11 protein-coding genes are annotated in these 13137 nt (G+C 48.7%); 3 read left to right on the plus strand and 8 right to left on the minus strand.

Going from position 1 to position 13137, the window contains the following annotated elements; genetic code table 11:
• Positions 1-14: 14 nt before the first annotated feature.
• From ptsP to aroA, 4 genes are all read right to left on the minus strand, one after another.
• Complete coding sequence (ptsP, locus tag NYE45_RS20075) at positions 15-1775, minus strand: phosphoenolpyruvate--protein phosphotransferase (protein ID WP_340013739.1); 1761 nt, start codon at positions 1773-1775, stop codon at positions 15-17.
• Complete coding sequence (locus NYE45_RS20080; RefSeq protein ID WP_062835388.1) at positions 1772-3652, minus strand: glucose PTS transporter subunit IIA; 1881 nt, start codon at positions 3650-3652, stop codon at positions 1772-1774. The genes ptsP and NYE45_RS20080 overlap by 4 nt, the downstream gene beginning before the upstream one ends.
• Positions 3653-3848: 196 nt before the next feature.
• A complete protein-coding gene (locus NYE45_RS20085) occupies positions 3849-4283 on the minus strand; it encodes a CoA-binding protein (protein ID WP_017687409.1) in 435 nt (144 codons plus the stop codon).
• Between the two features lie 58 nt (positions 4284-4341).
• On the minus strand, positions 4342-5637 hold the full coding sequence (aroA, locus tag NYE45_RS20090) for a 3-phosphoshikimate 1-carboxyvinyltransferase (protein WP_145151207.1): 1296 nt from the start codon (positions 5635-5637) through the stop codon (positions 4342-4344).
• 106 nt (positions 5638-5743) lie between these two features.
• Between aroA and NYE45_RS20095 the strand changes: the two genes are divergently transcribed.
• Positions 5744-6049, plus strand: a complete 306-nt coding sequence (locus NYE45_RS20095; protein ID WP_062835390.1) for a rhodanese-like domain-containing protein — start codon at positions 5744-5746, stop codon at positions 6047-6049.
• A gap of 131 nt (positions 6050-6180) precedes the next feature.
• On the opposite strand, the gene NYE45_RS20100 is transcribed toward NYE45_RS20095, so the two are convergent.
• Positions 6181-6690, minus strand: a complete 510-nt coding sequence (locus NYE45_RS20100) for a shikimate kinase (RefSeq protein WP_340013740.1) — start codon at positions 6688-6690, stop codon at positions 6181-6183.
• Positions 6691-6959: 269 nt separating this feature from the next.
• Positions 6960-8369, minus strand: a complete 1410-nt coding sequence (gene gndA, locus NYE45_RS20105; protein WP_340013741.1) for an NADP-dependent phosphogluconate dehydrogenase — start codon at positions 8367-8369, stop codon at positions 6960-6962.
• A 271-nt stretch (positions 8370-8640) separates the two neighbouring features.
• Between gndA and NYE45_RS20110 the strand changes: the two genes are divergently transcribed.
• On the plus strand, positions 8641-9246 hold the full coding sequence (locus tag NYE45_RS20110; protein ID WP_340013742.1) for a suppressor of fused domain protein: 606 nt from the start codon (positions 8641-8643) through the stop codon (positions 9244-9246).
• A 76-nt stretch (positions 9247-9322) separates the two neighbouring features.
• Here NYE45_RS20110 and NYE45_RS20115 read toward each other — a convergent pair whose 3' ends face one another.
• On the minus strand, positions 9323-9922 hold the full coding sequence (locus NYE45_RS20115; protein ID WP_264927996.1) for a hypothetical protein: 600 nt from the start codon (positions 9920-9922) through the stop codon (positions 9323-9325).
• 253 nt (positions 9923-10175) lie between these two features.
• Positions 10176-11468, minus strand: coding sequence for an MFS transporter (locus tag NYE45_RS20120; protein WP_340013743.1), 1293 nt, complete (start codon positions 11466-11468; stop codon positions 10176-10178).
• 176 nt (positions 11469-11644) lie between these two features.
• Between NYE45_RS20120 and NYE45_RS20125 the strand changes: the two genes are divergently transcribed.
• Complete coding sequence (locus NYE45_RS20125) at positions 11645-13120, plus strand: aminotransferase class I/II-fold pyridoxal phosphate-dependent enzyme (RefSeq protein WP_062836119.1); 1476 nt, start codon at positions 11645-11647, stop codon at positions 13118-13120.
• Positions 13121-13137: the final 17 nt, after the last annotated feature.

A 13137-nucleotide genomic window follows, 5' to 3' on the forward strand; every position in this document is an offset into this window, starting at 1 on the left:
TCCAATTATCCGTTTCATGATGCATTCGAACCACTTTGTTCATCCGGACTACCTGTGGAATCATTAAAGACTTGTAAACGCTCCTCAATATCTCCACTGGTGCGTAGGGAGAAGCACTTACGTGCTTCTTCTTTGGCTTCCGATGCCGTTGTATTCAGCACTCTGTGTTTCACACGCAGCAGGGATTGTGGAGACATACTCAAGTGGCGGATGCCAAGCTCCAGCCAAAGCGGAATGGCACGTTCGTCCCCTGCCATCTCACCGCACACACTAACATCAATTCCGGCGGTGTGAGCCGCATCCGCTGTGGCACGAAGCATCCGTAGAACAGCCGGATGATATGGATGATACATATGAGCTATCTGCTCATTCATTCGATCTACTGCCAATACATATTGAACCAGATCGTTCGTACCAATACTGAAGAAATCTGCTTCCTCAGCCAGAAGGTCAGCAATCATCACCGCTGCAGGAACTTCAATCATAATCCCCACCTGAATGTGAGGATCATATGATAATCCCCGCTCGTCCAGATCGGACATTGCCTCACGAAGAATCTCATTAGCCTGCTGGAGCTCTTCCACCGAAGAGATCATCGGATACATGATTTTGACATTACCGGCAGCACTGGCACGCAGAATGGCTGTAAGCTGTGTTTTGAACAGGTCCTTGCGGTCCAGACTAATTCGAATGGCACGGTACCCCAGAAACGGATTGTCTTCCTCTGGCAATTCAAAGTAATCGAGTTGCTTGTCACCACCGATATCCAGTGTACGAATGACTACGGATTGGCCTGCTGTTTTCTCTGCCACAAGGCGGTACACCTCATACTGCTCCTGCTCACCTGGGAACGTAGCCCGGTCCATATACAGGAACTCTGTCCGGAACAAGCCTACGCCCTTCGCTCCATGTTTCAAAGCCATGTCCAGTTCCTTCACGGAACTGATATTGGAAGCAAGGTGTAATATGGCCCCGTCTTTAGTGACGGCATCTACCGTAGCAAGCACTTGAAGTTGTTCCTTTTTCTTCAGTTGCTTGCTGCGAAGCATGGTATACCGTTCAATCGTCTTGCGGTCCGGATCAGTAAATACCAAGCCATTGTCACCATCTACCACAAGCATATCCCCTGTCTCTACCGGCATGCCAAGACTCGCTTCCAGACCGGAAACGAGAGGAATGCCGAGTGCACGAGCCATAATCGCAGAGTGTGATGTTTTCCCGCCAATCAAGGTTACAATGCCTAGCACATGGGTGGGATTCAGATGTGCCAGTTGAGATGGAGACAGCTCTTTCGCAACGAGTACATAAGGCTGGGTATCCGAAGGAAGTGTAATCTCCGGTGCGCCGAGCAAATGTTTGAGCAGACGGTTGCCTACATCCTTGATGTCAATAGCCCGCTCCTTCATATACTCATCTTCCAGCAGATCAAACATCGTGACAAAATGGTCAATGGCTTCTTTGACCGCCACTTCTGCCGCCTTGTACTGACGTTCGATAATGCCGCGAATTTCGTTCATGAATACCGGATCTTCGAGAATCGCCAGATGTGCATCAAAAATACTGGACTCCTCTGGACCAACGACTTCCTTGAACTCATTTTTGATATATTCGATCTCATCCTTTGATGTCCGTATGCCCTCATACAGCCGTTCGAACTCCTGGGCGAGATCCACCGAATCCATCTTCTGATCCGGCAGATCCCATTCCCAACTGGGCAGGACAAATGCTTTGCCGATGGCTATGCCTGCAGCTCCGTTGATGCCTTGTATCTTCATTCTACCCCTCCAACGTTCCTGTCATAGAGCACCACGGACATAACGGATGCCTGACCTTTCTTAACTTGCTTAAATGGAGCAAAACTCCATGATTTTACACGATCCGGATTCGTAATTACCATTGGTGTTGTCAGTGACGCCGCTTGCTCGCGAAGTACTGCCAGATCAAACTTGATCAACAACTGCCCTGGCTCCACCGTATCGCCCTCCTGAACAAAAGCTTCAAAATGGCCTTTCAACTGAGAGGTATCGATGCCGATATGCAGTAACACCTCAAGGCCCTCACGGGTAGAAATACCCAAGGCATGCATGGTCGGGTACAAGTGCATAATCGTTCCGTACACGGGCGAGACCAGCTCTCCCTTTTCAGGAACAAAGGCTACCCCATCCCCAACAAGCTTGGCTGCAAAGATCTGATCCGGCACCTCTTCGATCGGTAGCATTTTACCCTGAACGGGCGCACAGAATAGAACCTGTTGCAGATCTCTTTCCAGCAGCTTCGCAATTTCTTCCCGGATCAATTCCGAGTAGGTACCGAATACCACCTGTACGTTACCGCCACCCAGCTTGATCAGTCCAGCGGACCCCATACTCTTCATGGCACCCGTGTCGATCAGGCGGTCATCATGCACAGTCAGGCGAAGTCGCGTAATACAGGCTTCAACCTGCACAATGTTCCCTTTTCCACCCAATGCTTCGAGAATCAAAGGTGCCTGATAAGGAATGTTACCTACCCAATCTTCCAACATAGACCCCTCTTCACGTCCTGGTGTTGGTATTTTGAACGTACGAATCGCCCATCGGAACAGGAAGTAATAGACCAGCCCATATAGTATGCCAACCGGAATGAGCTTCCAAGCATTCTCCGATAGATGGAAATTGAGTATGTAATCAATAATACCTGCGGAGTAAGAAAACCCGTGCCTAATATCGAGCCAGTAGCTAATCCACATCGCAACACCGGACATCACTGCATGCACGATGAACAGATAAGGTGCGGCGAACAAAAAAGCAAACTCAATCTGCTCCGATACCCCGGTCAGAAAACAAACGAGTGCCGATGTCAGAAAGGTTTTCTTGATTTTTGGTTTCAGATCTTCCCTGGCTTCCTGAATAATAGCGAAGGCTATTGCCGGAATGGCGAACATCATGATGGGAAACAAACCCGCCATAAAGAATCCTGCGGTGGGATCACCTGCAAAAAATCGAGGCAAATCCCCTTGCACAATGTTACCATCAGGCGTTTCGAACGTCCCTAACTGGAACCAAAACACATTGTTAAGCAGGTGATGAAGCCCGAAAGCGACCAGCACCCTGTATAACACCCCGTAAATGAACAGTCCAAAACCCCCGAGACTGTATTCCCAAGTGGCGATGGCGTTCAATCCATGCTGAAGGATCGGAGCAAGCCATAACATAAAACAGGAGAACAGTGCCGAACAGAGTCCAACAATGAGTAAAACAAACCTTGAACCCCCGAAAAATTGTAAAATTTCAGGTAGTTTAATGCTTTTAAAGCGATTATGCATTCCCCCGGCAAGCGCGCCGAGTATGATTCCGATTAAGGAAGCGGGCTGAACGGTGCCGTCACCGAAGTTGCGAGTCACCTGATCATATATCACGATACCAGCCAGCGCAGCGAGTCCCGCTTGTCCGGCCTGGTTGGAGAGTCCCAGTGCTACACCGACAGCGAACAAATACGGTAAGAAATAAAAAATACCGTGTCCGGCCACGGTAGACACTTCACCGACAACTTCCAATCCCCAGGCGTCCCAAGGCAGACTGCCAACACTGAGCAAAATTGCGGCGGCGGGCAGGACCATTGTAGGCAGCATTACCGCTCGTCCGAGCTGCTGCAAGGATCCGAGCCAATTCATGGCGACCTCTCCTTTCTATCCTAGATGGTAAGCTTTACGCAACGTTTTGTCAAAGTAAAACAGTAACCAATTGGTAATTAATACGGCAAAAATAGAACAGAAAAAATCCCGTCAACTTCAAGTTAACGGGATTCATCCTATGTTCATTCAATTGGGACAGATCAGGAGATCATCTGATCACAGGTGAACGAGCCTCTCAGCCGCGTCCAGCGCCGCGCAGAACGATGGAATCCTCTACCTTGATACAACGATTCGTTACCGCTGTCATGCCGTTCTCCGCAGCAATCTGGACCGCTTCATCACTATGGATGCCAAGCTGCAGCCACAGCACATTCGCTTTGATGGCAGCAGCGTCACGAGCGACATCCGCACAAAACTCTTCGCGTCTAAACACATTGACGATGTCTACCGGCTCTGGAATATCCGCGAGTGTGGCATATACCGTCTCTCCCAGGATTTCACCTTGCACCTGTGGATTAACCGGGATGATGCGATAGCCTCTGCTCTGCATGGCTTCGGCTACCATATAGGAAGTGCGATCCGATTTGTCTGATAAGCCGACGACTGCGATGTTGCCTGCCTTGCGCAAAAGTTGTCCAATTTCTTCACGAGTAGGGTTGTTAAATTCCATGTTCAAGCACCATCCTTTTCTGATTAAAGTGCGTGTTCAAAAGACAGTTTTCAGTTATTTACTCTTTTACCCATTGAACCGAGGCGCCAAGCGCCTGCAAATGATCGAAATATTGCGGATAAGACTTGGCTACATGGTGTGCATCCCGAATACGAAGCGGTTCCTTGGAACGCAGGCCAACGACTGTAAGCGCCATAATTACGCGATGATCGTAATGAGCGTTAATCTCAACGCCACCTTCAACGCCTTCCGGACGCCCGTGTACGATAATCTCAGCCTGACGCTCTTCGACGTTCGCTCCTGCCTTCCGCAGCTCGTTCAAATAATCAGTGATTCGGTCACATTCCTTGTAACGCAGGTTCTCTACATTATAGAACCGTGAAGTGCCTTCCGCAAACACAGCTGCGGCTACCATAGCCAAAACGGCGTCTGTCGCGGCATCCCCGTCGAATTCGATCGCTTTCAGTCTGCCATTGCCTTGAACGTGTACGACATCGTTCTCATGTGTCAACGGTACTTCCATCATTCGCAACACGTCAACGATGGCACGTTCACCTTGCTTGCTCTGCTCCATTAAGCGCAAAATCTTCACATCAGACTGTGTAACCGCTGCTGCGGCAAGAACTGCTGCTGAGCCCGGGTAGTCCCCTTGAACTGTGTAGGTCGTTGGCTGGTAAGCCTGTCCACCTGGTACACGGAAGGACATGTAATCATCACTTGCATGGATAACGATGCCTGCCTGCTCCAGCACTTCCAGGGTCTGTCCGATAACGACCTTGGACTTCAGGTCATTCAGCACTTCAATGGTGCTGTCTTCTGCAAGCAAAGGCGTAACAAACAGCAATGCGCTCAGATATTGGGAGCTAACGGAGCCGGATACACGTATGTGTCCACCCTTGGCATTGCCACCTTTGATCGTAATCGGCAGGCGCCCTTGTTCATGTTGTACTTCTACACCCAGTTGACCCAGCGCATCGATCAGGTCATCATGCGGGCGTTTGCCAAGCGAATCCGGGTACGTATTCACAAAAGTAACTTCAGGACAAAGCGCTGTAACGCCCATCAGGAAACGAAGTACTGCACCCGCATTGCCTACATTCAATTCACGCACATCACGGGGATGACTGCCAAAGCCCTGGATCACAATCTTGCTGTCGTCTTCTTCAAGCACTGCACCCAGATCGCGAATACATCTGCGCATGGCGTCACTGTCTTCACTGTGTGCTGGGAAATGAATGGTACTTGTACCTTCTGCCAGCGCAGCAGCCAGCAAGTAACGAGTCGTGTAGTTTTTGGAGGACAGAGCTCCGATTTCCCCGTTCAGGGTAGGGGTTGGTTTAACAATAACGTCCATGGATTAAATTCTCCTTCATTGATTATATTGTGGCCAAATTGACATTCCGTGCATCGCTTGGGTATCATTATAGGCGTTAAGTCCATACAGAAAAGAGGACCTGAATATGACACAAATAGCTGAAATTGAAACATCTGAGCTGCGCCGCCGTTTACAGGCAGGAGAGAAGCTGCAGATGATAGACGTCCGCGAGGACGATGAAGTGGCACAAGGCATGATCGAAGGAGCCAAGCATATCCCGCTTGGACAGATTCCGGACCGACTGTCTGAGATTGATAAGTCAGGCGAGATCGTAATCATCTGTCGCAGCGGTTACCGCAGTGAACGTGCATGTGAATATCTGCAGCAACTCGGATATGAAGGCTGTACGAACATGGTCGGTGGCATGCTTCAATGGCAACAGGAAGACTAGAAAAACTCGGAGCGGAGTAAAGTCATTGTAACCTTGTGTGACCTCTACTCCACTCCTAGAAGCGGGCCATATGGCCCGTTTTGTTGTATCTGCCACCATCTATCAACCAAGAAACTTCGATGATCACAAGCTTAGACGCGGTAATGCGCTAAAATTAAACGAGTCACTTCAGCAGCGGATAACTCGGTTGTATCCACCGTATAATGCGCGAACCGATATGCGTCTTTCCGTTCTTCCATAATCGTCTTGATGCGTTCCTCTGCATTGCCTGCAAGAAGCGGACGATTGTCACAACCGCTAACACGTTCTACAATTACTGCTGGATCAGCAGTCAGGGCTACAACCCAACCATTCTTCGACATCACGTCACAATTATCCGAACGCAGCACCACGCCACCTCCGGTCGCTATGACCTGTGACTTTTTCTCCAGTACCGAGCACAACATGCGGCTCTCGGCATCACGGAAATACGTCTCTCCCTTGTCAGTGAACAGTTCTGGAATCGTACAGCCTTCCTCTTTTTCCACCGCGGCGTCCACATCAATCAATCGGTAGCCAAGCTCGCGTGCAAGCATGTCAGCGACGGTTGATTTGCCAGTTCCCATCATGCCGATGAGAATAATATTGTTAGACTTGCTCAAGGTGTACACTCCTTTAATTCAAGCAATTCGTGAGCACTTTTGTCCTATCATAACACAGCCCTGCGGACTGGGAAAGACCATCTCCTTACCGACTTCCGTTGGACCATCCAGCAACGTAACGAACTCCAATGAGCTTATTCATAAAAAAAGAAGCCTGGCGTTAACCGGCAATAACCGGAACACCAAACCTCTTTATGAGCCTTTCAACAGGCCAAAGCTGCCACTTAGAGGAGCACTAGCCAAATCTCATCGACTCGTATGCGGTAGTACTACTCCATCCAGTTGTGGTGGAAGCTGCCTTCTTTGTCCACACGTTTGAATGTGTGAGCACCGAAGTAGTCACGTTGTGCTTGCAGCAAGTTTGCTGGCAAACGCTCCGTACGGTAGCTGTCGTAGTAAGACAGTGCACTGGAGAATCCAGGTACCGGAACACCTTGTTGTACAGCAGCTGCTACAACTTCACGCCATGCGCCTTGATAAGACTCAACGATGTTTTGGAAGTACGGATCCAAGAGCAGGTTTTTCAGTGCTGCGTCTTTATCATATGCTTCCTTGATGTTTTGCAGGAACTGCGAACGGATGATGCAGCCACCGCGGAAGATCATGGCAATGTTGCCGTATTTCAGATCCCAGCCATACTCATCGGAAGCTGCACGCATTTGTGCAAATCCTTGTGCATAGGATACGATTTTACTTGCAAAGAGGGCTTTACGTACGCTCTCGATGAATGCTTTTTTGTCCCCGGAGAACGCTTCAGTCGCTGGTCCACTCAGGATTTTGCTAGCTGCAACACGCTCGTCCTTCATCGCAGACAGGAAACGGGAGAATACGGATTCCGTAATCATGGACAATGGTACGCCGAGATCCAGCGCGCTTTGGCTTGTCCATTTACCAGTTCCTTTTTGTCCTGCAGCGTCCAGAATGACATCAACCATTGGTTTGCCAGTTTCCGGATCATATTTGGAGAAGATATCTGCCGTAATTTCGATCAGGTAGCTATCCAGCTCTCCTTGATTCCATTCCGTAAAGATCGCATGAAGCTCTTCAACGGAAACGTTCAATACGGATTTGAGCAAGTGGTAAGCTTCACCAATCAACTGCATGTCTCCGTACTCGATACCGTTATGCACCATTTTCACATAGTGTCCGGCACCGTCAGGTCCAATATATGTACAACATGGATCGTCACCGACTTTGGCAGAGATTGCCGTCAGAATCGGTTCAACCAGTTTATAAGCACTTTCCTGTCCACCTGGCATAATGGAAGGGCCTTTCAATGCGCCTTCTTCACCACCGGATACGCCTGTACCGATGAAGCGAATGCCTTTGTCTTCCAACTCTTTGCTGCGACGTTGCGTGTCAGGGAAGTATGCGTTCCCTCCATCGATGATGATGTCGCCCTCATCCAAGTGAGGAAGCAGTTGTTCAATGGTAGCGTCGGTCGCTTTGCCGGCTTGTACCATGATCAAAATTTTGCGCGGGGATTCCAGGGATGCTACGAACTCTTCAATGGAGAATGAGCCTGTCAGGTTTTTACCTTCAGCTTCTTTCAGAAGATCATTGGTTTTCTCCGGGGAACGGTTAAATACCGATACTGAGAAACCTTTGCTTTCAATGTTAAGGGCCAAATTTTTGCCCATGACAGCCAGGCCAATTACGCCAATTTGTTGTTTTGTCATCTGGTCCTCCATCCTTTGCTCCAATTAATTTTATTGAAATAAATTCTCAACAATACTCCTATTTTAACGGTTTTATGTATAGAAGTGAACCCCGTGGCACAGTTACGCAACGAGAAAACACCCCAATCTGCTGAGGTGTTCATCGTATTTTCATAAATAGAACCGTGAAGACAATAGATCATGCCAAAGTAATCCTATTAATCCAATATTGTATTGTACAATGTTATAATTATATCCAATGAAATTCGAACAAAAAGGAGGAGTGTACATAATGGCCTTAGAGCAGCTCTCAAAAGAGGAACGGTTTTCCCTGGATATTCGAAGAACATTTCTTCTGGGGGCGTATATGAATGAATGGGGGGTGCCAGAGCTCAGGATCGTTCTTTCGAAGCCAGAAAGAAACATTCATGTAGAAATCTATTATTTTCCTGCCACAATTCAATCTGGCATCGCAAGATTCGTGACGGTTGGGTTGTCTCAGGCAACACGGCCCTCAGGAGAGCTTGTAGCTGCTGAATGGATGCTTGCGCTGCAACCGGATCTTGGCGGTGAAGAGGTGGAGCGTGTCAACACCTACCTGGTCGATCTGATCTCCCATCACATCGAAAACGTGCCGGATTCAACGGTTCCCCGTGTGATGGAATCAAGCGAATTAGCACCAGCCCGATGGAATGCGACTGCCTTTCTCATTGATGAATTGCGGGGAGAAAAAGAATCCCTCGAACAGATTCATGTGGGTCATGAAACGATAGCATTACTGTGGGCAGTACCCATCACTGCTTTTGAAGCCAACCTGTTGCTCACCAAAGGATTGGATGAATTTGATGCCTGGATTGAAAGCTCGCAATATTCCATCATCAACCCCTGTCGTCCGTGATGCCCGTCAGGCACATAAATAGAGCCCTGGCTTGCGCCGGGGCTCTAATGTAGATGACTTTCAAAAGCGATATTCATCAACCTTCCAGCATTAACAGATGTCCGGACAACTGTTTCAATGCTTCGCGGCAGGCGTTTGCCTTTTCTGTATTATTCAGCTGAACTGCCGTATGCAGGCGTTCCAGTTCATCGTCCACTTCCATGCGCAACAACATGAGCCTTTCCTCACCTTCACGCGAGAGGAACATTTCTTCCATCTCTTCCGCCGTCGGCGCAGGTTCCTTTTGGAAAATGACACGCTGTTTGAACCCGGACACTTCCACGAGCCGAATGACTTCACCGAATAAAATGTTCTCCACAGTCATCTGCTGATCCTTGAATCGCTTCACAACCGCATGACCGCGTGTATCTCCAATCAGCTTCTCCAGCCACTCTGCAAGCTTCGCGTCCTTGATAATGTAATCACCTGTCATCTTATAGTTCCCACTGCGTGTCTGTTGAAAACGGAGCTTTACCAGCTTGCGGCCGGTACGGACAGACAGGATAAAAAAGGATTCGTCCTCGCTCCAATATAGTGAATACCCCTCACGAATAAGGTCTTTGATCAAATTTTGGATATGCCGACGGTTGAACCGCAGCTCCAGATTGCAATATTCAACTTCATAACTCTTATTCACGGCACTCCCTCCATCTGTACCGGAATTGCTCCGGCCCTCGTCTTCAATCGCTTCTACTCAATCGGCTTACCCTATTTTATACTTCATTTTATGTAAGGGTACTTGGTTATTTGACTATTTTTCACCGAAAGAGCCGCAGGATTGCAGCTTTCCGCAGGAGCACAGGGGCAAGCCCCCGATTTTCATGATATAATGAACGCGAAAAAGGGAGCTCCACAACCAAGACGGTTGGTGGAACTCCCTTTTCTTTTGCTTATTTGGCCGGAGCGGTGCGAAACGGATTGCGGGATAACACAAAGTGCACAACGGCAAGTCCTGCCATGACGATGGCACTGCCAATGAATGGAGCCGGATGGCTAACGTGGTCCCACAGCAGTCCGGAAACAATAGGGCCTACAACCATGCCTGATCCCTGCAGTGTGAGGAAAAATCCCCAGATCGCTCCCCGCTCCCCTTTGGGAATCAGAGTGGCTACAAACGCATTCCAGGCGGGTAAAATCATGGCATAACTGATGCCCACCAGCATGACAACACCAAACACCACCGGAATGGATGTTATGGAGGAGAATGCGAACAGACTCGCCGCCGCCATCAGAAAACCAACGTTCAGGAACGGTTTCGTGCCAAACCTGTCTACCATTTTACCTACAGGCAGTAAGGCAATAACGGTTATTCCACCTCCCGCAATCAGTAACAAACTGTAAAGGTTCGGTGAGATGTGCAGATCTGTGCGTGTATATAGCGTGATTACTGGACTAAGCAGCCCAATGACAAATGACTGCATAAACAAGGCAGGATACACAAGTGGATTAACATTAAGTGTGCTGCGTACCCGTTGTAGTGTACCCTTCACACTCTTTTGCAGCCGGATGAACGGCGTGAGCAGATTCGGTTTGGCTGGATATTTCACATCACTATTCTTCGCTGCTTGCTCAGCATGCTCTCCTTCAACAATGACACGTCCAGGAAGAATCATGGCCACCAGAATAACGAGAATGGCACAACCCATCAACACGAGGAATATAGTTCGATAATCATGATGCGTGCGCTCCAGCAACCAGTTCATGCCTATAGGTCCAAGCCCCGTTCCGCCGAGAGCAGCCATCTCCAGCGCCCCCATTGCTGTACCATTCTTGTTCTGTGGGCCAGACATGGCAGTCACCCCTGTCATGGCGCAAGGCCAGAGCGGTGACGTACCAATGCCAAGAATCAGACAGGCCAAGGCCAGTCCAACAGCACTTTTGAGAAAAAGGATCATAATAACAGCGATTAAGGTACAGATTAGTGCTGTAACCATCGTTGCACGAAAGCCGATCCGTTCTGCGGCCCAGCCGGAAGGTGCCCGGAACAGATTATCTCCCAGATATTGAAGCGCAAAGGCCACACCGATAACACCTGCGGACAGACCCAGAATATTGTCCATATACACAGGCAGAACAGCTACCAACAGGGCCCCTTTGATAATTTCAACTAGAAAAAGTGTCAGCCACATCGCAATAAAAAATGGTGATCGCAAAATTTTGGCTGGTTTTGTGTCGGTTTGCATTCTTTTTCCCCTTTCGGCGTTCATTAACCCATCCCCTATCCTTAGTGTAACCCCGGGGAATGTGCCCAAATCTCGGCAATTTAAAAAATTGTCGATTATACTGTTGCATTCGGTTCTTAATTTGCTATACTCATCTTTGTTTACCAATTTTATTAGGAAGGGTTGTGACAGCACTGATGAATCACCACCGTACGCCGCTGTTTACCGCTTTAAAAAACCATGCGGCACTCAATCCGGTACAGTTTCATATTCCGGGCCATAAAAAAGGATTGGGAGCGGATACCGAATTCCGTGAATTTATTGGCGATAATGCCTTCTCCATAGATTTGATTAACATCGCACCGCTGGATGATCTTCATCAGCCAACGGGTGTCATTCAGGAAGCACAAATCCTGGCAGCAGATGCCTTCGGAGCCGATTATACCTATTTTAGTGTACAAGGCACAAGCAGTGCCATCATGACCATGATCCTGTCTGTATGCACACCGGGTGACAAAATTATTGTGCCCCGTAATGTGCATAAATCGGTTCTTTCCGCCATTATTTTCTCAGGCGCGAAACCCGTATTTGTCTCTCCTTCACAAGACGTCAATCTGGGTATTGATCACGGAGTGACCACACAGTCTATCCGTCGCGCACTTGAGCGTCATCCGGATGCCAAGGCATTGCTCGTGATTAACCCGACCTATTATGGTGTAGTTACCGATCTGAAAGAGATTGTTGAGCTGGCACATAGCTATCAAGTCCCTGTGCTTGTTGATGAAGCACATGGTGTACTTATTCATTTCCATGAGGATCTGCCGTTGTCAGCGATGGCAGCAGGTGCCGATATGGCTGCAACCAGCGTTCACAAGCTTGGTGGCTCCATGACACAGAGCTCCGTACTCAACCTGAACACGAAGAACGGGTTCGTGAATCCACAGCGTGTACAGACGATTCTGAGTCTGCTTACCTCAACATCAACTTCATACATTTTGCTTGCTTCACTCGACACATCAAGACGTAACCTGGCTCTTCACGGTCGCGAGATTGCACAGAAGGCGATTGAACTAGCCGAGTTTGCCAGACGTTCGATTAACGATATGGATGGACTGTATTGCTTCGGCAAAGAACTGCTGGGTACAGAAGCAACCTTCAACTATGATCCAACCAAAGTAACGATCCACGTCCGCCATCTGGGCATTACAGGATATGAGACAGAGAACTGGCTGCGTGAACATTACAACATCGAGGTCGAACTTAGTGATATGTACAATATTCTGTGTCTCATCACGCCAGGAGATACGGATGACAGTGTGGATATCTTGCTGAACGCTTTGCAGGATCTCTCCCGTACCTATTATCAAGTGAACCCGGCCCATGAACTGGTGGTTAAAGTTCCGGATATTCCACAGTTGATGCTCACTCCACGGGACGCATTCTACGGTGACACCGAAGTGATTCCGTTCAAGGAATCTGCAGGACGTATTATTTCGGAATTCATTTATGTGTATCCGCCAGGAATTCCGATTCTGTTACCGGGTGAGGTGATTACCCAAGAGAACATCGACTACATCATCGACCATGTCGAAGTTGGATTGCCTGTCAAAGGACCCGAAGATCGCAGCGTAACCAACGTTAAAGTGATCGTGGAAGCCGATGCCATTTTCTAGAACAACCCCATTTGCGC

Origin of the sequence: Paenibacillus sp. FSL K6-1318 (genome assembly GCF_037976905.1) — a bacterium.
Classification (GTDB): Bacteria; Bacillota; Bacilli; order Paenibacillales; family Paenibacillaceae; genus Paenibacillus; species Paenibacillus amylolyticus_A.